Here is a 21,169-nt window from a genome sequence, read left to right as displayed (position 1 = left end):
TATGTCGCGCTTGGATTAAAAGATCTTGGATATGAATCTGTCTTCTATTTTTATATAACCGGCATGATGATTATTGCATTCATTTCTGTTCTCTTAATGCCAGATGCCCGGAAAGAGGGTTATCTTCAAGGTGATAGTATCCATTAAATTTTCTAAACTAAATCAAGAATCCCGATTTTTCGGGCTTCTTGATTATGATAATACTGTAAAATCAATTTATAGACATGCCTTTCATATCATAAACATCTCTCGTGTCATAAAGGAGAGATATCCTCTTCTTTGATATAAACCATGATGAATAAAGTACCTCATGCCATGACCCTATATTTTTCATGATACCAATAAATCCAGTACACTTAGCTTTAAAACATCAAATCTGCTTTAATTAATATCCTCTTTTCTTTATCAAAAATAAGCAAAACATCGTTTCCTTATTTGTCTAATAATGGACATTAAAGCGCATCTATTATCACCAATCAATCCTCTCTCAACACCCCTTTCTGATCTGAATGATCGATGACACCGTTAAAGATACAATAAAAATCTAAACATATCCTCCTATAAATATGAGCACTGTTTTTGTTCTATGACAAAAATAAAAACTGGAAACATCATGAAAATAAGCCGCTTCCACCCCCTCTTTTTTTAAGAAACATCTTTTAAGAAACATCGCAATACAATTGAATTTTTATGGCTTAAACTGTAAACAACTTTAAAGAGAAGAAAAGTTATAGATCTAAAAGGGGAATACTTCATGAATAATCAAACAACTTTAGATCCACATGATACAAGGAAACGTATTTTTGCTATCATATCCAGTGCATCAGGAAATCTGGTAGAATGGTACGACTTTTATGCTTACTCCTTTGCATCGGTTTATTTTGCATCACAATTTTTTCCTGAAGATGAAGATATCGTTACACAACTTTTAAAAACTGCAGGAATCTTTTTTATTGGCTTTCTTATGCGTCCAATTGGAGCATGGCTCTTTGGATTCATTGCGGATCGTTATGGACGTAAACGCTCAATGCTTATTTCTGTTTTTATGATGTGTGGTGGCTCTTTTCTCATTGCCATACTTCCCACTTATAAAACCTTGGGAATAACAGCAGCATTCCTCCTCCTTTTAGTCCGCATGTTTCAAGGACTTTCCGTTGGCGGTGAATATGGTACAGCAGCAACTTATATGAGCGAAGTTGCACCCAAAAATCGTCGTGGGCTCTTTGCATCTTTTCAATATGCAACAACGATCACAGGTCAACTTCTCGCAAGTTTTATAATATTTATTTTATCCCTTTACCTTACGGAAGATCAGTTAAAAGCGTGGGGCTGGCGTATTCCTTTTGTCATTGGTGGCTTTGGAGCAATTGTTGCAATTTATCTGCGTAGTTTGCTCCATGAAACAACAACCCACAAAAGCCGCTCTGAACAAAATGCTGGTAGTCTTAGAGAACTTTTTCGCAATCACAAAAAAGCTTTCTTTTTGGTTGTTGGCTTTACAGCTGGTGGATCACTCACATTTTATACATACACCACTTATATGCAAAAATATCTGATCACAACCACGGGCTTTGATAAACAAACCGCAACAACGATAATGACTGCCGCCCTCTTTATTTTTGTGCTACTCCAACCCCTTTTTGGTTCCATAGCCGATAAAATTGGAGCAAGAGCTTCACTCATTAGTTGGAGTACTTTATCCATTATCTGCACCATTCCTGTACTTAAAATGATTGGGAATGCCCATAATGCATGGGCAGCACTCTTAATCATCATTGGAATACTCTGTGTTATGAGTTTTTATACGTCCATTGCTGGTATCATAAAAGCAGAATTGTTCCCAGCCTCAATCCGCGCAATTGGTGTTGGATTTGCTTTTGCCATTGGGAATGCACTATTTGGCGGTTCTGCTGAATATGTAGCGCTTGGATTAAAAAATATGGGATACGAATCTGTTTTCTTTTTTTACATAGTTGGTATGATGGTCATTGCACTCATCTCTATTCTCCTTATGCCCGATATAGATAAAGGAGGATATCTCGATAAAGACAATAAACTTCATTAAACTTATTTTCTGGATAAAAAAGCCCAAGAAATTGGGCTTTTTTTGATCTCCTCTCCACCCTAATAAAGAACGAAAAGTCCGCCCCGCATTCGTCTTATAAACAACACAGTTTCTCTTAAATTGTCTATAGTTACTGCCTTCTTTATGTAATTTACTTGATAAGATTCTATGCAAGCCCTATCCTAAATATTTATCACGATATCTAAAAAACACCTTATACGGAAAACCTTATCTGAGCCTTACCTCACCCTCCTAAATGATGATGTGTTATGATACAACAAGATAAGTAAGGACACAAAAATGCCCTTTTACATTATTTAAGCTTTATACAATGTCTTCAGTTTTTAGGCTTTCTGCTCATAAAGACCATCTCTTCTATGATCTTCCCGTATGCCAATAATTGCATTCTTCTCATAAAGTTTAAAGGTATCTTGATCTACTTTTCAATGTTCTCTCCCTTTAAATGCAACGTGATAACTTTTTATTCTATAACACAAGTAAAAATCTTAAAACGAATGACAACCTGACTCTAATAAATCATCTTAAAGAGTTTCCCTAAGAATTATTATAATACAATTGAATTTTTCTGGAAATCATAAACAATTAGGTTTAGAAAATATAAACTATAAATACAAAAGGGGAACAATTCATGAAAAATGAAACAACTTCAGCATCACAGGATGCAAGAAAACGCGTTTTTGCTATTATAGCAAGCGCATCAGGAAATCTCGTAGAATGGTATGATTTTTACGTTTACTCATTTGCATCGATTTATTTTGCATCACAATTCTTTCCCTCCGATGGTGATACGATTACGCCACTGTTAAAAACCGCGGGTGTTTTTTTTATTGGCTTTCTTATGCGCCCTATTGGAGCTTGGTTTTTAGGATTTGTCGCCGATCGTTATGGACGTAAACGCTCGATGCTTATATCCATTTTTATGATGTGTGGTGGCTCTTTTTTCATCGCCATACTTCCCACCTATGAAACCTTAGGAATAACATCAGCAATCCTTTTACTTTTAGCTCGGATGATGCAAGGACTTTCAGCGGGTGGTGAATATGGTACAGCAGCCACTTATATGAGCGAAGTTGCCCTCAAAAAACATCGTGGGCTTTTTGCTTCTTTCCAATCTGCCACCCTTATTACAGGTCAACTTCTTGCTAGCTTCATTATATTTATTCTAGCATCTTATCTCTCTGAAGATCAGTTAAAAGCATGGGGATGGCGCATTCCTTTTGTGATTGGTGGTTTCGGGGCAGTGATTGCGATTTATCTGCGTCGTTCTCTCCACGAAACAACCACGAAAGAAAGCCGCTCTCACAAACACTCTGGCAGTCTTAAGGAACTTCTCACCAAGCATACAAAAGCCGTTGTCGTAATTGCATGCTTTGCATCAGGAGGATCACTCACATTTTACACCTTTACAACTTATATGCAAAAATATCTGATCACAACCACCGGCTTTGATAAACATACCGCAACAACGATTATGACAGCTGTACTATTTATTTTTATCCTATTCCAACCCATAGCTGGTATCATAGCCGATAAAATTGGAACAAAAACTTTACTTATCATTTGGAGTATACTCTCTGTCATCTTTACATTTCCTGGACTCTGGATAATCGGTAATACGCATAGTATATGGGTTGCCTTTTCCGTCATTATTGGCTTGCTCTTCATTATGAGCATGTATACATCCATCTCTGGTGTCGTAAAATCAGCAATGTTTCCCTCTTCAATACGCGCATTAGGCGTTAGCATCTCTCATGCCATTGGCAACGCCTTATTTGGTGGTTCTGCTGAATACGTTGCGCTTGGATTAAAAAAGTATGGTCATGAATCACTCTTTTATTTTTATATAACCGTTGTGATGATCATGGCATTCATTGCTCTTCTCTTTGTCCCGAGTATGCGTAAAGGGGGATACCTCCAAGAGGATGAAAAACATTAAACCTTTTTATCAACGAAAAAGCCCAAGAAATTGGGCTTTTTTATCATTATCACAAATTTAATATTGTTTAAATTTTATGAAGTGCATTAAGGTGCTTAGCAACTAGATAATAAAAAGTCATACGACTTTTTCTACGCTCTCCAGACATCATTTCAGCCACTTTTGAGACAGCCATTTTAGCACTCTTCTCATCAGCTTCTAAAACATCTTGAACCCATTTTTCAACCTGCTCTAACTCTTTTGGATCCGATGTAGCAACAAGTGATGCATCTTGTTTTTTCATCACTAAAGCTAAACGACGGCTAAGTCGTTCTATTGCTGCTTCATCGGGATTTGAATCATATAGTTTAATATCTGCTAGATTATTTGTCATTTTGCATCATCTCCTCTCCAAAAATCAGCGGACTATACTTTACAGCCGCGTCATATAGCTCCATAAATAATTAGAGCATTAAAAATATTAACAACCCCCCCTTTTCCTAAGACTGTTCTTCATCTATATTTAAAGAGCTGGTTTACCAGCTATGGTAATAAATGGACAATGAAATAAACTCATTGGACCCGGGGGCGGTACCCGGCGCCTCCACCAAAATATAAGAGGCCAAAATTATATTTTGGTGGGGGCGAAATAGGATCGACAAGGGCGTAAAGATTGCTCTTTTACTCGGCATAGTACCACCGTTATCGGACTAAATGAGTAGTTGCAAATGACAACTATGCGGAAGCACGTCTCGCTGCTTAATGCAGTGCGAATGTTTCAATTTAAGTCTTAAACCATCGCAGGTTTAAGCGGGGTTCGGAGGCACCTGGCAACAGAAGCCTTCACTTTTTTAAATGTTATTGATTGATCTTTCAGACATTATCAGACATTATTTACCATAGAGTTTCGTATTTATTCGATTTATTGAGGTGCATCGTAGACAAAATATTGCTAATTTTAAAACGTATTCTATCACACAATATCAATACGCCCCGTTCTGCTACGTGAAATAAAAGGAATAAACTTCGATGGTTAAAGATCAAATCCGTTACGATATTCTCGTTCAGGATGCGCTTCGTGGAGTTATCCGTAAAGTTTTATCGGAAGTTAGCAAAGCAGGTCTTCCGGGAAATCATCATTTTTTTATAACTTTTTTGACGAATGCCCCAGGCGTTAAAATTTCTCCTCGGCTAAAAAATCGCTATCCCGAGCAAATGACAATCGTTTTACAACATCAGTTTAGAGATCTCAGTGTTTCAGAAACAGCTTTCGAAGTAACCCTCTCCTTCAGGGAAATAAACGAAAAGCTCGTGATTCCTTTTACTTCCATTCAGGTCTTTTATGATCCTATAGCAGCATTTGAAGCAGCATTTGATCTGCCCTCAAATCCTGCCTCTGGAGAAAGTGAAAATTCAGAAAATACCTCAACTACGCCCATTACCTTATCAAACACACAAAAAAAAGAAAATACGCTTACAAAAGAACAAAATTTCAGTACAAATAAAGAATCTTCAAATAACGATACAAAACAAAGTGCTGATGTTGTCTCTTTAGACTCTTTTCGGAAAAAGTAAATTTTTTCATGACTAAATTGATTAATCTTCGCCAATTTCGAAAACAAAAAAAACGTACAGAAAAATCTCTTCGTGCTGAGCAAAATCGTTATCGTTTTGGACGAACAAAAACTGAAAAATTTTTTGAGCAACAAAAATCTTTAAAAACGCAAAAATTTCTTGATCAAAATCGTTTACGAAACGACGAATAAAGGTGGAAAAATGCACGAAAATAATTCTATCGATTGGTCAAAAGTCATTCCACGAAAGATATCTGTTCGCGTTGATGGACACGCAACAAGCGTCTCTTTAGAACCACCATTTTTAGATATTCTAAAAGATATAGCCCGCAAAAAAGGACAATCTTTAGCCTTTATTATCACTGATATTGATAGCAAAAGACCACAACAAGTCAATCTTTCGGCTTCCTTACGCGTTTATGCCCTTCAAAGCGTTCTCACCCAACGCCTTTAATGTTTATGCTTATTTTTTACGTTCTCTTTTTGTTTATTCAACTGGAGCTGTTGTGACTTTTTTAAGAGAAGTTTTTTTAATCTAGAACTTCAATGAAAAAAAGACTACAAAAGAGATACAATGAGTAATTTTTCTGATCACAACATGCCTTTCTTTGAAGAAGATTCCCCTCCAGACCATGATAAGAAGAGCTCTGGTTTTTTCTCCCATACTCTAAAAGAACAAAAATCGTATAACACAGACTATTTAGAACAACTCAATCCAGAACAGCAACAAGCTGTTATGAATACTGAGGGGCCTCTTTTAGTTCTTGCAGGTGCTGGTACAGGAAAAACGCGCGTTTTAACAACCCGTATTTCTCACATTTTACGCTCTGGACTTGCCTCTCCTCAGCAAATACTTGCTGTCACTTTCACCAACAAAGCAGCACGTGAAATGAAAATACGTATTGGTGAACTTATTGGAGAAATTGTTGAAGGTATGCCTTGGCTTGGAACTTTTCACTCCACTGGCGCTAAAATTTTACGCCGTCACGCAGAGCTTGTTGGTTTAAAAAGAAACTTTACAATTCTTGATAGCGATGATGTTCTTCGACTTTTAAAACAGCTTATTCAAGCTGAGGGACTAGACGATAAGCGTTGGCCCGCACGAAACCTTGCCACGATGATTGATTCTTGGAAAAATCAAGGACTTTCACCAGAACATATCTCAAAAAGTGATGCTCATTCCTTTGGCAACGGCATGGGACGCGAACTTTATCACAGTTATCAAAATCGATTAAAAGATCTTAATGCTTGTGATTTTGGCGATCTTCTGCTTCATTCTATCTCTATCTTCCAACATAATCCAGATATTCTTCGCGAATATCATTCTCAATTTCGCTATATTCTTGTCGATGAATATCAAGATACAAATACAGCACAATATCTTTGGCTTCGCCTTTTGGCACAACATCCCCAAGGTCAACATGTTAATCTTTGTTGTGTTGGCGATGATGATCAATCCATTTATGGATGGCGTGGTGCAAAAGTAGAGAATATATTACGTTTTGAAAAAGATTTTCCTTCTGCCAAAATTATTCGTCTAGAACGCAATTATCGCTCAACATCCCATATTCTTAAAACCGCCTCCTATCTCATTGCTCATAATGAAGAAAGACTGGGCAAAGTCCTTTTTTCTGCACAAATAAAGAATGAGGAAGAAAAAGTAAAAGTTCATTCAGCATGGGATTCGCAAGAAGAGGCCCGAGCCATCGGAGAAGAAATTGAACAAGCACAACAAACAGGTCATGCATTAAATCATATGGCTATATTGGTGCGTGCATCATTCCAAATGCGTGAATTTGAAGATCGCTTTGTAACGCTTGGTCTTAACTACCGCGTCATTGGTGGTCCTCGTTTTTATGAACGAATGGAAATACGTGATGCTATGGCTTATTTACGCGTTGTTGTCCAACCTGCTGATGATTTAGCTTTTGAGCGTGTTATTAATACACCGAAACGCGGCATAGGCGATGCAACCCTGCGCATTCTTTATGAGAGTGCGCGAGCACGTGCTGTTCCTCTCTTTTCCGCGGCCGCTGACATCATTGAAACAGATGAGTTAAAGCCTAAGGCACGCAGTGCGTTACGAAGCCTTATTGAAAACTTCCGCCGCTGGCAAAATATGCTTCAAGACACTCCTCATAAAGAACTTGCCGAGATTATCCTTGATGATTCTGGTTATACAACCATGTGGTTAGAAGATCGCTCACCAGAGGCTCCTACACGTCTAGAAAATCTTAAAGAAATGATCCGTTCCATGGAACAATTTGAAAATCTTCAAAGTTTTTTGGAACATGTTGCACTGGTTATGGATGCTGAAAACAATGAAAATACCGATGCGGTCAACATCATGACACTTCATTCAGCCAAAGGGCTTGAATTTGAAACAGTTTTTCTTCCTGGCTGGGAAGAAGGACTTTTTCCCCATCAGCGCTCATTAGATGAAGGTGGACGTTCAGGATTAGAAGAAGAACGGCGTCTTGCTTATGTTGGACTTACAAGAGCAAAAAAACACCTGCATATATGGTTTGTATCTAATCGTAGAATTCATGGACTTTGGCAACCTGCTCTCCCCTCCCGTTTTCTAGATGAATTACCAGCAAAACATATAGAAGTTGTAGAAATGGAAACATCCTATGGTGGTTATGGAAAATCTTCCTTTCAACATCACGATTTCTGTTATACTGACTATGCAACAGCAAGACAAAAGCGTGCACAAAAAAACAAAACGGTTGAAGGGAAAATTATCACTCAATCAATCTCTCATGAATCATCAGATTTTTCTATCAATGATCGGATTTTTCACATAAAATTTGGTTATGGTCATATTACAGCAATAGACGATCATAAATTGACAATAATGTTTGAAAAAGCCGGAGAAAAGCGTGTACTGGATAATTTTGTAAACAAAGCTTGACTAAAAGCAAACTACATCAGTTTTTTCAAGAGACCATTTTGTTTTATTCTGATTATCATTTCCATTTGCGAACAAAGACTTCAATGGGTAAATTTTACATATCAGGCAATGCGTCGTAAATTTTATCAAGCGACCAATCCCACCAAGCCATCTCTAAAAGGCACTCAATCACATGATCGGGAAAACGCATCCGCAAGCGTTTAGCAGGAACACCAGCGACAACCGCATAAGGCATAACATCTTTCGTTATAACAGCGTTAGCACCAATAATTGCTCCATGTCCAACTTTCACCCCAGGCATAATAACCGCGCCATGTCCAATCCACACATCATGCCCGATAATAACACGTTTTGCACAACGCCTTTCGCGAAAAGAACGATCAAGTGCCATATAACGAAAATATTCATTAGGACGATAGGTTATTTTATGCGTTGAAACGCGTTCCATAGGATGCTCCAACGCATTCATCCGTACATGAGATGCAATAGAACAAAACCGCCCAATATCGCTATAAATAGCCTCACTATTACGCTCTAAATAAGAAAAATCTCCAACGGTTACATCCCGTAAAATCACCCGCTCATTAACTTCCACATAGCGCCCTAATTTACAACCATGCAGCCGCGCTGTCGTATGAATACGAGGCTCACTTTCATGAAATCGAAGATCGTTCTCAATATTCATGCATCCCTCACCAATGTTTCATCAATAGATATGGAAAGACATACCAATCAAGCCAATAAAATCAACCATGAAACAGAGATTGCAAAACAAACCTGCCGATGTTACAATTTCGTGATCTATCTAAGAGAGTCAAACTATGAAAAATGTAATACGCATCTTGGGGCTGACAATCATATTTCTTGCAGGTATTTTTATTTATGATACACTGACAAATAAGCCTTTAGGTGATAATTTTACACTCACTGATTCTAATGGAAAAAATATCACTGAGGCTGATATTCGAAGCAAGCCTTCAATAGTTTTTTTCGGCTTCACTATGTGTCCTGAAATCTGCCCTACGACATTGATGAATCTTGATCGATGGCTTACAGCCCTTGGACCCAATGCCAATAAATTAGGCATATGGTTTGTTACTGTTGACCCTGAACGTGATACACCAGAAGTACTCCATGAATATCTCAGTAATTTTAACAATAAAATCATTGGTATCAGTGGAGATCCTGATAAAGTTCATAAAATGGTCAATTCCTTTAACATCGTTGCTGAAAAAGTCCCAGGAACAGATGAAAACTATACATATAACCATACAGCAGCAATTTTTTTACTCAAAAAAGGTGGGAAATTAGCTGGCGTTATCCGTTATGACACGAAAGAAAGCGATAGCGAATTAAAAGATGAAATCGCCATTGAACGGTTAAAAAAACTCATCTTAAACTAAAAAAAGCCGATCAAAAGAAAGAACAGTATGTCGCAACAAATTCGCCTCTATTATACTGCTTCTAAAAATGAAGCAGAACGGTTCTATACCCTTATAGACACAGCCTTTGACGAAGAAAGTTATCCTCTTGCTCTTACAGAGATAGATGAACAAAATGCTGTATATGAACTTTCACTCTATGTAGACCAAGAAAACTACGAGCATATTTCGAAACGTTTTGCCCAAATCTTTTCTATAGATCCTGATAAAATTAATATGGAAGTTTTACCCAACATTGATTGGGTACAAAAAAGCCTTGAAGGACTAAAACCTGTGCATGCTGGACCTTTTTTTCTTCATGGAAGCCATAATAGAGGCGACATTCCATCCAATGTTTTGCCTATTGAAATTGAAGCAAATCAAGCCTTCGGTACAGGACATCATGGAACAACAGCTGGTTGTTTAGAAATGATTGCCAAAGTGATGAAACACGAAAATCCCCAAAATGCACTTGATCTCGGTACTGGGAGCGGTGTACTAGCCATTGGCATAGCAATGCTCAAACCAATTACTGTTCTTGCATCCGATATTGACCCAATTGCTGTTCAAGTTGCACAACACAATATCCAGCTCAATGGCGTAAAAAAATATATCACAGCTGTCACAGCAACAGATTTTACCCATGATGAAATTGCTTCACGGGCGCCCTTTGATCTTATTGTTGCCAATATCCTTGCCAATCCTCTTATCGCACTTGCACAAGAAATGGTAAAGGCACTCCAAAAAGGTGGATCACTGATACTCTCTGGAATTCTTGAAGAACAACATGCAGATGTTTTAAAGGCTTATGTAAAACAAGGGCTGAAACACATTGAAACATACCACCGTCAAGGATGGGTTACGATACATCTGAAATAAAGTAAAAGAAAAGGACGTCGTTATGTATCAATCTTTTGAGGCGACAACAAATCCAGCCCATGCTCTAGAACGCATTGCCTCTCTTCGTAAAGAACTAGACCGCCTTGGTCTCGATGGTTTTCTTGTTCCGCGGTGCGATGAACATCAGGGAGAGTATGTCCCTCCCCATGCTCAACGCCTTAGCTGGCTCACCGGCTTTACTGGATCAGCTGGGATTGCAGTGATTTTAAAAAACAAAGCCATCATATTTACAGACGGGCGATATAAGCTCCAAGTTCGCCAACAAACTGATCCTGATATTTTTGATTATGAAGATCTCATAACTTGCCCTCCCTCACAATGGCTTGAAAAAAATGGTCAAAAACTTTCTATTGGTTTTGATCCATGGCTCCACACGATTGCCGCTACAGCAACGTTGAAAAAATCTTTAGAGATAGAAGCCGGTGGAAAACTTGTAGCAGTTCAACATAATCCCATTGACCTGCTCTGGCATGATCAGCCACCATTTCCACAATCTGCCTTATCAATTCACCCTCTCAAATATGCTGGGTGCGATACGGATGAAAAACTCGCTTTGATTTACAAAGATATACAGAAAACTCATGCAAATGCCTTTATTTTTACAGATCCCTCCTCTATTGCATGGATATTCAATATACGGGGCAGTGATGTTTCCAATACACCTTTTATCTTGTGTTTTGCTCTCATTCCACTTAACGAAACACCAGCCTTATTCATTAGCAGCAAAAAACTTGGTGTAGAACAGAAACAATATCTGGAACGTTATGCAAAATTATATGAACCAGAACAGCTTATTCCAAAGGTCAAAGAGTATGTTCAAAAAGGGACAGTGTTTGCCTTAGATCCACAGCTAACATGCGAAAAATTACGAACTGTTATTGAAGAAAAAAATAGCTCTTTCATCACACTTACCGATCCTACCGCTCTACCACGTGCCATTAAAAATGACACAGAACTCAATGGCGCACGCAAAGCGCATCTACGCGATGGTGTTGCCCTAACCCGTTTTTTTTCCTGGTTAGATAAACAAACACCAGGGTCAATAAGTGAAATTTCTGCTGCGCAAAAATTAGAAGAATTTCGCATAAATACAGCAAAAGAAATGGGAGAAGAACTTAAAGACCTTTCTTTTGATACAATTTCAGCAACAGGAGAAAATGGCGCCATTATTCATTATCGTGTAACGACACAAACAAATAAACAACTCAATGCGGGTGAACTTTATCTTGTTGATTCAGGCGGACAATATCGTGATGGAACGACAGATATCACACGTACAGTAGCAATTGGGAATATTGGAGAAGAAGAAAAGCGCTGTTTCACGCTTGTCCTCAAAGGTATGATTGCTCTTTCAACGGCTTACTTTCCAAAAGGAACCCGCGGACAAGACATTGATATTCTAGCGCGCATTGCATTGTGGAAGGCTGGTTTTGATTATGCTCATGGCACCGGTCATGGTGTTGGGTCTTATCTTTCTGTTCATGAAGGACCACAAAATATTTCCCGCAAAGGATGCCAAGAACTCATCTCCGGTATGATTCTTTCAAACGAACCAGGATATTATCGCGAAGGTGCTTTTGGTATTCGTCTTGAAAATTTGATAATTGTAAATCCAGCACAAAAAATTGATGGCGGGGATATAGAAATGCTTTCGTTTGAGACGCTTACACTTTGCCCTATTGATCGAAAACTCATTCTCCCAGAGCTTTTGACACAAGAAGAACGGCAATGGCTCAATGATTACCATGCGCGCGTTTATCAGATGAATGCACCTTACTTAAATGAAGAAGATAAAAAATGGGCAAAAGAGGCAACACTACCCCTTTAAATGAGGCAACACAAATATCTTCTAACGCTTCTTATAAAAACACCACACCCTTCTCTTTTAAAGAGAGAAGTGCGTATTTACCATCAGCAATTACAAAAAATGCTTCTATAAAATACTTCAAGTTTTTTTGCCGATAGGATAAAAGCTCTTCCCAAACTGAAACAGAACGGAATACACTTGTAACAGATAATGCTTATCAACTATCCTCCACCATCTTCACATGAGTTATAGCCTTATTCTGCTATATAGAAATTTTCATTATATTTTGTAATCCTCCGCGTCTCATTTCTAAAATGCCTATTATAACCAGCTTATTACGCCGTTTAAATTCAAAAGTTCTGCATATTTAGTTACAATTTTTACCTTGCTTCACAGTGATAACGTATATCTTTTACTAATAATAACCTTGTATATTCTTAATCATAAGAGTTTAAGTTTAATATTTAAATTCAACGTTTTTTTAATCACTTAATAAATATCAAAATATATGGCGCTCTATTTTTGCAAAAAAACAACCCCTATTATCCCCTTTTTGATTCCAGCCCCCAAAAATGTAAGAGAGCTAACCATACAAACAGCATACGCATCTTCTAGAAAACGCCCTCTAAACATTATGTTCCTCAATCAACTGTAGCCAAATCTCTTCATCAATAACCTCAACACCTAATTCTTCAGCTTTAGCCAATTTGGAGCCCGCTCCAGGTCCTGCAACAAGAAGATCTGTTTTTTTAGAAAGTGAACCAGATGTTTTGGCCCCTAATCGCTCTGCCAATGCTTTTGCTTCATCGCGTGACATATGCGCCAAAGTTCCTGTAAAAACAATTGTCTTCTCTGCTATTGGGGAAGAAGCTGTCATGATAGGCTCCTCATCAAGAGGGGTTACTTCTTCAAGTAAAACAGACAAAACCTCACGATTATGCGCTTCTTGATAAAAATCAACAATTGCGCTCCCTACCTGTGGTCCAATTCCTTCGATATTGGTAAGCTCTATCCAAGCCTCATTTCCTTCTGTATTAATCTCATCACATGGCATAAGTGCTCCCATAGCCGCAGTTTCAAAAGCTGTATAATTTTTATAAGTACGCGCAAGACGCCGTGCATTAACCTCTCCAACATGGCGAATTCCCAATGCAAACAAAAAACGACTTAAAGGAATTTCTCGGCGTGCATTAATGGCATCATACAATTTGCGAACTGAAACAGTCCCAAAACCTTCTATATTTTCTAAACGTATCAAAGATTTTTCTTGGCGACGTTCTAAAGTAAAAATATCAGCTGGTGTATGAATACAAAGCGCTTCATCTTGAGCATAGAAAAAAAACTCTACCTGTTTTTTACCCAAGCCCTCAATATCAAAAGCATTGCGCGCAACAAAATGACGAATACGCTCAATCGCCTGTGCAGGACAAATAAGCCCCCCTGTACAGCGACGCACAGCTTCTCCCACTTCACGAACAGCATGACTCCCACAAGCTGGACACAAATGAGGAAAAATAAAGACAGCAGCATCTTTCGGGCGTTTTTCAATGATAACATCAATAACTTGAGGAATCACATCACCAGCACGTTGTACAATCACGCTATCGCCTACACGGATGTCACGTCCTTCACGAATAGGCTCTCCTTTATGACCAATTCCCTTAATATAATCCTCATTATGCAAACTAGCATTGGTCACCACCACTCCACCAACAGTAATAGGCGTAAGACGTGCAACAGGTGTCAAAGCTCCCGTGCGACCAACTTGAATGTCAATATCTTTCAAAAGCGCTATCGCTTTTTCTGCTGGAAATTTATGCGCGATTGCCCAACGCGGCGAACGAGAAACAAACCCCAAGCGCTTTTGGAGCATCAAATCATTAACCTTATAAACAATACCATCAATATCATAGCTTAAAGAATGACGGCATTCTTCGATATCGTGATAATAAGAAATAATTTCTTCTAACGTTTTAAAGGCTTTTGTTAATGGATTGATAACAAAGCCATATTCTTTTAGCTTTTTCATCATCTCCATTTGACTTTCTGCCAATATTTCACTCACCTCACCACAAGCATAAGCAAAAAACTGAAGCTTTCTGCTAGCGGTTATCCGTGAATCAAGCTGACGGAGTGAACCAGCTGCCGCATTTCGAGGATTGGCAAAGGTTAACTTGCCCTTCTCTTGTTGGCTGATATTTAATGCTTGGAAATCTTCCCGCCCCATATAAACTTCACCACGCACCTCAATTATATTAGGAAAATCACCTTGCAAAACTTGTGGAATATCAGCAATGGTTCGGGCATTTGCCGTCACATTTTCACCGACAGTTCCATCCCCACGCGTTGCCGCCCCCACAAGCCGCCCCTTTTCATAGCGTAAAGACAAAGATAAACCATCAATTTTTGGCTCCGCTGTTACTTCCAACACCTGTGTTTCTGGAAGCCGTAAAAAACGACGAATACGCTCAACAAATTCAGTAACATCTTCAAAGCTAAACGCATTATCCAGTGAAAGCATTGGCTGTGCATGAACAGATTTTTCAAACTTTTCAGAAATTGGTGCCCCAATTTTATGTGAAGGAGAATCAACACGAATAAGCTCTGGAAAAAGAGCTTCAATTTCTGCATTACGGCGGCGCAAAGCATCATATTCTGCATCAGAAATTTCAGGCTGATCATCACGATTATAAAGCACATCATGACGTGCAATCTCTTTTGCCAACCACTCTAATTCACTTTCTGCTTCAACAGCTGTGAGATTTTTATCTGCATCTTTGTTCATAAAATCTATTCCAAATTACGAGCACCGCCACAAGGATGATCTCCGCGCCTCCTCATAAAGTGAATCTCAGTAAATACAAGCTTTCCAGTATTTTTATCGCTGACTAATTACCTTCATGCTAGAAGCTTTTGAGCCGCTGCACGCGCTTCTTCAGTAATCTGTTCTCCTGCCAACATACGAGCAATTTCTTCTGCACGTTCATGCTCTTCCATTTTATGAATAGCAGTAACAAAGCGTCCTTTATCATGACTCTCAATTTTTGAAATAAGAAAATGACCATGCGCTTTCGATGCAACCTGTGGAGCATGCGTAATAGCGAAAACCTGGACATGTTCTGATAAGCGTTGCAACCGTTGCCCAATAGCAGCTGCAACAGCACCCCCAACGCCTGTATCAATTTCATCAAAGATCAGCGTCGGTGCTGATCCTCGATCAGATAAAACAACTTTTAATGCCAACAAAAAACGAGACAATTCACCGCCAGAAGCCACACTAAGCATCGGTCCAGCACGTGTTCCAGGATTTGTTCGCACCCAATATTCAATGCGATCACATCCCTCTGCACTCCGCTTTTCGATATCACTTTGCATTTCAACAATAAACTCAGCCCTCTCTAATTTCAATGCCGGTAACTCAGTCATCACGCTTTCAGACAAGCGCTTTGCAACCTCTTGACGTTTTACTGACAACGCTTGTGCTAACATATCATAATTTTTTTGTGCTTGTTTTGCCTCATTTTCAAAACGTGTCAATATAATCTGAGCCTCTTCAAAATCAGCTAATTCAGCATCCATCTTATCGCGTAACTGAACCAATTCATCCGCAGAAACTTGATATTTACGAGCAAAACCCCGAAGAGAAAAAAGACGCTCTTCTATCCGTTCTAATTCATCAGGTTCAAAATCTAATGCTCGTATTGCCGTCTCAATACCTTCTTGTGCTGTTGCAAGTGCATGCAATGCCTCATCAATAGATTTCACCACTGGTGCAATAAGCTCTTGTGCTTCAGGAATTTTCCGCTCCAAACGCCTCACCAAATTAGAAAGCACTGGGATTGGTGATTTTTGACCCGTTAAAAGATCATCCGCTTCTTTAATATCCGTCGCTATTTTTTCTAATTTAAGCATATCAGCACGACGAAGAGAAAGAACCTCCTCTTCACCAACTTTAAAATCAAGCTTTTCAAGCTCTTCTATACACGCACGAAGATAATCAACCTCACGTACAGCGCTCTCTACTTTAAGACGCTGCCGTTGCAAACGCTCCTCAAATTCACGCCATGTGTAATAACACTGACGCAAATTTTCCACTTCATCCTCAAGACCACCAAAGGCATCTAATAATTGGCGATGTGTAGCAACATCAACAAGCGCACGATCATCATGTTGTCCATGAATTTCAACCAGCAAACGGCCAACACTCCGCATCAATGCAACACTAGACACCTGATCATTAATAAAAACACGGCTGCGTCCATCACTTGATTGCACACGTCGTAAAATAATATCACCCTCATCATCAAGACCATTCTCACGAATAAGTTGACGTGCAGGATGTGAAACAGACACATCAAAAACAGCTGTGACCTGCCCGCGCTCAGCACCATGACGCACAAGCGAAGCATCACCCCGCCCCCCTAGAGCAAGTGATAAAGCATCAAGGAGAATGGACTTCCCCGCACCTGTTTCTCCAGTTAAAACAGTCAACCCCGCCGTAAAATGAATATCGAGCGTTTCGATCAAAACAATATTATGAATCGAAAGCTGTACCAGCATAGAGAATCAACGTACCCTCTTCTTATCACCACCTAAAGCATTTGAGATCCAAGAAGATTTATGCTCGCGTGGCGATATTTTATTCTTCTGCAAGAGATTATAAGAAAATTTATACCACTCACTTTTGGGATAATTACGTCCTAAAATAGCTGCTGCCGTCTGTGCTTCCGCCGTTAAGCCGAGAGCAAGATTAACCTCAGTCAAGCGGAAAAGCGCTTCTTCAATTTGATTTGTATCGGAATACTCTTCAACCACGGTACGAAACCGTCTACTTGCCGCAAGGTAGCGCCGCCCCTCTTCATAATAACGACCAATCTGCATTTCTTTGCCAGCCAGCTGCTCGCGCCCAAAACGTATTTTATCCTTAGCATCCTTGACATATTCAGAATTAGGATAACGCTCTATAAGGAGCTGCATAGCAGCAATAGCGCGTTTCGTATCACGTTGATCACGCGTAACATCAGGAATCCGACGGAAAGAAGAAAGACCAATAATATAGTACGCATAAGCCGAGTCAGTCGACCCTGGATAAAGAGTAATATAGCGTTGAGCCATACTAATTGAATCATCATACTTTCCGAGTCGATAATTAGTAAAAGCCCCCATGACCAAAGATTTACGCCCCCAGTCTGTATAAGCATACTGCTTTTCAATCTTCAAAAACTTCTTCGATGCATCCCCGAGCTTCCCACTCTCAAGGCTAGCAAGAGCCTGATTATATAAAACATCTGGTGGCTCTATTTTCAAAACATAAGCAGATGGATCAAGAGTATTTTTCTCTTTAAAGAGGCATCCCGCCAACATACAGGTGCTTCCCAAAAGCACCACCCCCAATATCTTGCGTACAATGTTAGATTTTCTATATGTCATATTTCCAATGCACACATGAGATTTTTTCATAGTTTTCCCGGCCTCCACAGAATATCACCTTGTAGCAAAAACAAGTTATAAAAGGTCTTATACCATATCACTTTAAAATCCACATAACCAATTTAGCAGTTTAGGTCAATCATCCCCTTAAAAATCAAATAAACGATAAAAAAATCTTGTCAATTTTTTTACTCTTTCTCTAAAAAGCTTTTTTCGTAATGGGATTCGTCTGCCAAAACAGCCTTCACCAATTGCGCATTAATTCTATGTCCACTACAATAAGAACGAAATAATCCAATAAAAGGCGCCCCAAGCAAAGCAGTATCACCAATCGCATCAAGCATCTTGTGCCGAACACATTCATTCTCCCAATAAGGACCATCCGGATTTAAAATTTTATCATTAAGGTCAATAACAAGAGAATTTTCCAAAGAAGCGCCTCTCGCCTTTCCAGAAAGCCTTAATTTTTCCACGTCTTTGATAAAACCAAAAGTGCGCGCACGTGACAAATCATCTCTAAACCCTCGTGTGGTAAGGTCAAAACTGAAATGTTGCTTACCAATAGCAGAAGAAGGAAAAGAGATCGTTATATCAAAACGACGTCCATCGAATGGCAAAAGCTCTGCAACACCATGAGCTCCTTCAACCCGCAACGGTTTTTTTATAATGAAATAAGAACGTAACGCATTTTGCTGTACAATGCCGACATCTTCAAAAGCTTGGCAATATAGCCACGCTGAACCATCCAAAATAGGAATCTCATTATGTGACACTTCAATAATAAGATTATCCAAATTATAAGCAGTAATTGCTGCCATCAAATGTTCAATTGTTTCAACCCTTATATCTCCATCTCCAAGTACCGTTGATAATTCAGTTTCTCCTGTTTGCGATGCATGGGCTTGAAATATTTTCTCTGTTCCGTCTAATCCACAACGCTTAAAAATAATACCACACCCAACATCCGCTGGACAAACCTTTACCACTGACAAACAACCACTGTGAACGCCAATCCCCTTAAATGTTACTGCTTTTTTAAGAGTCGACTGATATTTTGGCACCAAATTCATCATATTGTTTTATTAAATTACTTTTACATCTTTTAACAAAATTTATAAAACTATAAAAAATATTCATAGTAAATAATAAAAAAAACCGCTTATAATAAGCGGTTTTTTAAAAACAAAGTATTTTATCCAAAAAACAGCAATATATTTTACTGTATAATTTTTGACTGATCATCAAAGAGGTAATAATTTTTCTGACTTTGCCTCATTTTTCATCAATTAATTTGCCTGACGACGTAAAAATGCTGGTATTTCCAACTGATCTTCTTCACTTATAAAAGTACGCTGATCTTGTGGTACCTGAGGGTGCAGCTCACCAGAACGACGTGGAACATAAACAGAAGCATCTTGAGAAAGCGCCTGAGAATTTTTATTGTAAACACGAGACTCTTCCTGCTGAGACGATCTGACAGCAGGCTCCAGCCTCGCTTCTGGCTCGGCTTCTTCACGATTCGTCAAACTCTGTTTCAAACGCTGCCAAAGATTACGAGGACCTTGATCAGTCACAGATGTTCTTTGACTTTGTCCATGAGCAACAGGAGGAAAATCCTTTAACTCAGGCATACGCATTGGAGCGCGTGCTTGCATTTGTTGCATTTGTTTTGGTTGCACTAGCTTTTCTTTTTGCTTCACAACCCCTGTCATCTCATCAAGAACATGCGCTGTTGCCTCCATACTCACGGGAGCTGTCATAGCCGGTTGAGAACCACGACCTACTTGCATACGAGGCACATTTGATCTCTGTTCCTGAACAGCATTTGAACCATACGCAACAGCATTCGTCGCACTTCGTGTCGTCATTGCTTCTGCAGGATGTGCAAAAATTTGACTTTTTGGACGGAACTGTTCTCCGGTTGGTTTACCCTTCTCTATTTCAAGTGATTCGATCACTTCTACCATTGACTCAGAACGCAGAGGCGATGACTGAACATGAAAAGAACTGTGTGACGTTCCAGGATCGCTCTTGCGCATTGAAGAAGCAGGCCTTTGAAGCTGAGGATGAGACGACTGAACCACATCACTAACTTCACGATCAATACCGGTGGCAACCACAGAAACACGAATAACACCTTCCAATGACTCATCATCAATAGCACCAAAAATCACATTCGCATCAGCATCCACTTCTTCACGAATACGATTAGCAGCTTCATCAACCTCAAAAAGAGTCATATCACGACCACCCGTAATAGAAATCAGTAAACCACGCGCCCCACGCATAGAGGTATCATCCAACAATGGGTTTGCAATAGCAGCTTCAGCTGCAGCCAAAGCACGTCCTTCACCAGATGCCTCACCCGTTCCCATCATAGCTCGACCCATTTCGTGCATAACAGAGCGAACATCAGCGAAATCAAGGTTAATCAAACCCTCTTTAATCATCAAATCCGTAATGGAAGCAACACCAGAATAAAGCACTTGGTCAGCCATAGCAAAAGCATCAGCAAACGTTGTCTTATCATTTGCAATACGGAAAAGATTTTGATTGGGAATAACAATCAATGTATCGACAGACTTTTGTAATTCTTCAATACCAGCCTCTGCCGTTTTCATACGACGTGCGCCTTCAAACTGAAACGGCTTTGTCACAACACCAACAGTCAAAATACCTTTTTCACGTGCTGCGCGAGCAACAACAGGAGCAGCCCCTGTTCCAGTTCCTCCCCCCATACCAGCAGTAATGAAAACCATATGAGAGTCTGCAAGATGATCAATAATTTCATCAATACATTCCTCTGCCGCCGCTTGTCCAACTTCCGGTAAAGCACCAGCACCCAAACCCTCTGTCACAGCTGCTCCAAGTTGGATAACACGTTCAGCCTTTGACATAGCCAAAGCCTGTGCATCCGTATTTGCAACAACAAAATCAACTCCCTGAAGACCAGCATTTATCATATTATTCACGGCATTCCCGCCACCACCTCCAACACCAAAAACGGTAATGCGTGGCTTCAATTCCGCGATATCTGGCCGATGCAGATTAATCGTCATTTTCTTTTCCTTCTCATAAGACACCGCAAGCCAAAGCGATGAAATTTATCCAACTAGACTTAA

Annotated in this window: 16 protein-coding genes, 1 other RNA gene and 1 pseudogene; 11 read left to right on the top strand and 7 right to left on the bottom strand. The window is 39.4% G+C overall.

All coding sequences use genetic code 11. The annotated features are described in order from the left end of the window. From ACFIKE_RS00740 to ACFIKE_RS00730, 3 genes and pseudogenes are all read left to right on the top strand, one after another. Positions 1-147, top strand: a pseudogene (locus ACFIKE_RS00740) (alpha-ketoglutarate permease); the annotation flags it as partial. Positions 148-754: 607 nt separating this feature from the next. Further along, positions 755-2,065 (top strand): MFS family transporter, encoded by a 1,311-nt coding sequence (locus ACFIKE_RS00735; protein WP_375626092.1) that lies wholly within the window; start codon positions 755-757, stop codon positions 2,063-2,065. 649 nt (positions 2,066-2,714) lie between these two features. Continuing rightward, complete coding sequence (locus tag ACFIKE_RS00730; protein WP_273790760.1) at positions 2,715-4,022, top strand: MFS transporter; 1,308 nt, start codon at positions 2,715-2,717, stop codon at positions 4,020-4,022. A gap of 67 nt (positions 4,023-4,089) precedes the next feature. Here ACFIKE_RS00730 and ACFIKE_RS00725 read toward each other — a convergent pair whose 3' ends face one another. After that, complete coding sequence (locus ACFIKE_RS00725; protein WP_375627097.1) at positions 4,090-4,395, bottom strand: DUF2853 family protein; 306 nt, start codon at positions 4,393-4,395, stop codon at positions 4,090-4,092. Positions 4,396-4,492: 97 nt separating this feature from the next. Here ACFIKE_RS00725 and ssrA point away from each other — a divergent pair. The 5 genes from ssrA (at position 4,493) to ACFIKE_RS00700 (ending at position 8,489) form a co-directional block, all read left to right on the top strand. After that, positions 4,493-4,849: a transfer-messenger RNA gene (ssrA, locus tag ACFIKE_RS00720) on the top strand. Between the two features lie 181 nt (positions 4,850-5,030). After that, entirely contained in the window at positions 5,031-5,576 is a 546-nt protein-coding gene (locus ACFIKE_RS00715; RefSeq protein ID WP_375648164.1) for an SspB family protein, read from the top strand. 8 nt (positions 5,577-5,584) lie between these two features. Beyond that, positions 5,585-5,767: a DUF4169 family protein gene (locus tag ACFIKE_RS00710; RefSeq protein ID WP_375648163.1), complete on the top strand. Its 183-nt coding sequence runs from the start codon at positions 5,585-5,587 to the stop codon at positions 5,765-5,767. A 10-nt stretch (positions 5,768-5,777) separates the two neighbouring features. Then, the gene (locus ACFIKE_RS00705; protein WP_273788067.1) at positions 5,778-6,029 is read left to right on the top strand and encodes a ribbon-helix-helix domain-containing protein; all 252 of its coding nucleotides are present in this window, start codon (positions 5,778-5,780) and stop codon (positions 6,027-6,029) included. 120 nt (positions 6,030-6,149) lie between these two features. Next, on the top strand, positions 6,150-8,489 hold the full coding sequence (locus ACFIKE_RS00700; protein ID WP_375648162.1) for an ATP-dependent helicase: 2,340 nt from the start codon (positions 6,150-6,152) through the stop codon (positions 8,487-8,489). 94 nt (positions 8,490-8,583) lie between these two features. Here ACFIKE_RS00700 and ACFIKE_RS00695 read toward each other — a convergent pair whose 3' ends face one another. Further along, positions 8,584-9,174, bottom strand: a complete 591-nt coding sequence (locus tag ACFIKE_RS00695; protein ID WP_375648161.1) for a DapH/DapD/GlmU-related protein — start codon at positions 9,172-9,174, stop codon at positions 8,584-8,586. Positions 9,175-9,310: 136 nt separating this feature from the next. On the opposite strand from ACFIKE_RS00695, the gene ACFIKE_RS00690 reads away from it, so the two are divergent. From ACFIKE_RS00690 to ACFIKE_RS00680, 3 genes are read left to right on the top strand one after another with little or no spacing between them, the layout of a single operon-like run. Beyond that, entirely contained in the window at positions 9,311-9,892 is a 582-nt protein-coding gene (locus ACFIKE_RS00690) for an SCO family protein (protein WP_375648160.1), read from the top strand. A gap of 27 nt (positions 9,893-9,919) precedes the next feature. Then, entirely contained in the window at positions 9,920-10,789 is an 870-nt protein-coding gene (locus ACFIKE_RS00685) for a 50S ribosomal protein L11 methyltransferase (RefSeq protein WP_375648159.1), read from the top strand. Between the two features lie 22 nt (positions 10,790-10,811). Next, complete coding sequence (locus ACFIKE_RS00680; protein ID WP_375648158.1) at positions 10,812-12,638, top strand: aminopeptidase P family protein; 1,827 nt, start codon at positions 10,812-10,814, stop codon at positions 12,636-12,638. Positions 12,639-13,242: 604 nt separating this feature from the next. Here the strand turns inward: ACFIKE_RS00680 and ligA are convergent. The 5 genes from ligA to ftsZ all read right to left on the bottom strand — a co-directional run bounded on the left by ligA (position 13,243) and on the right by ftsZ (position 21,106). Beyond that, complete coding sequence (ligA, locus tag ACFIKE_RS00675; RefSeq protein ID WP_375648157.1) at positions 13,243-15,402, bottom strand: NAD-dependent DNA ligase LigA; 2,160 nt, start codon at positions 15,400-15,402, stop codon at positions 13,243-13,245. A gap of 113 nt (positions 15,403-15,515) precedes the next feature. Then, on the bottom strand, positions 15,516-17,177 hold the full coding sequence (gene recN / locus ACFIKE_RS00670; RefSeq protein WP_375648156.1) for a DNA repair protein RecN: 1,662 nt from the start codon (positions 17,175-17,177) through the stop codon (positions 15,516-15,518). A gap of 6 nt (positions 17,178-17,183) precedes the next feature. Then, a complete protein-coding gene (locus ACFIKE_RS00665) occupies positions 17,184-18,077 on the bottom strand; it encodes an outer membrane protein assembly factor BamD (protein WP_375619631.1) in 894 nt (297 codons plus the stop codon). 158 nt (positions 18,078-18,235) lie between these two features. Then, on the bottom strand, positions 18,236-19,120 hold the full coding sequence (gene lpxC, locus ACFIKE_RS00660; RefSeq protein WP_375648155.1) for a UDP-3-O-acyl-N-acetylglucosamine deacetylase: 885 nt from the start codon (positions 19,118-19,120) through the stop codon (positions 18,236-18,238). 213 nt (positions 19,121-19,333) lie between these two features. Next, positions 19,334-21,106: a cell division protein FtsZ gene (ftsZ, locus tag ACFIKE_RS00655; protein ID WP_375627080.1), complete on the bottom strand. Its 1,773-nt coding sequence runs from the start codon at positions 21,104-21,106 to the stop codon at positions 19,334-19,336. Positions 21,107-21,169 lie beyond the last annotated feature (63 nt).

Source organism: Bartonella sp. MU70NMGDW, assembly GCF_042194085.1.
Classification (GTDB): domain Bacteria; phylum Pseudomonadota; class Alphaproteobacteria; order Rhizobiales; family Rhizobiaceae; genus Bartonella; species Bartonella grahamii.
This window is presented reverse-complemented; position numbering and strand designations above follow the sequence as displayed.

Excerpts from the sequence above, each read along its gene's own strand:
- ACFIKE_RS00700 (WP_375648162.1), top strand. The coding sequence starts at position 6,150 with ATGAGTAATTTTTCTGATCACAACATGCCTTTCTTTGAAGAAGATTCC.
- recN (WP_375648156.1), bottom strand. The coding sequence starts at position 17,177 with ATGCTGGTACAGCTTTCGATTCATAATATTGTTTTGATCGAAACGCTC.
- lpxC (WP_375648155.1), bottom strand. The coding sequence starts at position 19,120 with ATGATGAATTTGGTGCCAAAATATCAGTCGACTCTTAAAAAAGCAGTA.
- ACFIKE_RS00730 (WP_273790760.1), top strand. The coding sequence starts at position 2,715 with ATGAAAAATGAAACAACTTCAGCATCACAGGATGCAAGAAAACGCGTT.
- ACFIKE_RS00695 (WP_375648161.1), bottom strand. The coding sequence starts at position 9,174 with ATGAATATTGAGAACGATCTTCGATTTCATGAAAGTGAGCCTCGTATT.
- ACFIKE_RS00715 (WP_375648164.1), top strand. The coding sequence starts at position 5,031 with ATGGTTAAAGATCAAATCCGTTACGATATTCTCGTTCAGGATGCGCTT.
- ACFIKE_RS00710 (WP_375648163.1), top strand. The coding sequence starts at position 5,585 with ATGACTAAATTGATTAATCTTCGCCAATTTCGAAAACAAAAAAAACGT.
- ACFIKE_RS00690 (WP_375648160.1), top strand. The coding sequence starts at position 9,311 with ATGAAAAATGTAATACGCATCTTGGGGCTGACAATCATATTTCTTGCA.
- ACFIKE_RS00705 (WP_273788067.1), top strand. The coding sequence starts at position 5,778 with ATGCACGAAAATAATTCTATCGATTGGTCAAAAGTCATTCCACGAAAG.
- ACFIKE_RS00665 (WP_375619631.1), bottom strand. The coding sequence starts at position 18,077 with ATGAAAAAATCTCATGTGTGCATTGGAAATATGACATATAGAAAATCT.
- ACFIKE_RS00725 (WP_375627097.1), bottom strand. The coding sequence starts at position 4,395 with ATGACAAATAATCTAGCAGATATTAAACTATATGATTCAAATCCCGAT.
- ACFIKE_RS00680 (WP_375648158.1), top strand. The coding sequence starts at position 10,812 with ATGTATCAATCTTTTGAGGCGACAACAAATCCAGCCCATGCTCTAGAA.
- ACFIKE_RS00735 (WP_375626092.1), top strand. The coding sequence starts at position 755 with ATGAATAATCAAACAACTTTAGATCCACATGATACAAGGAAACGTATT.
- ligA (WP_375648157.1), bottom strand. The coding sequence starts at position 15,402 with ATGAACAAAGATGCAGATAAAAATCTCACAGCTGTTGAAGCAGAAAGT.
- ACFIKE_RS00685 (WP_375648159.1), top strand. The coding sequence starts at position 9,920 with ATGTCGCAACAAATTCGCCTCTATTATACTGCTTCTAAAAATGAAGCA.
- ftsZ (WP_375627080.1), bottom strand. The coding sequence starts at position 21,106 with ATGACGATTAATCTGCATCGGCCAGATATCGCGGAATTGAAGCCACGC.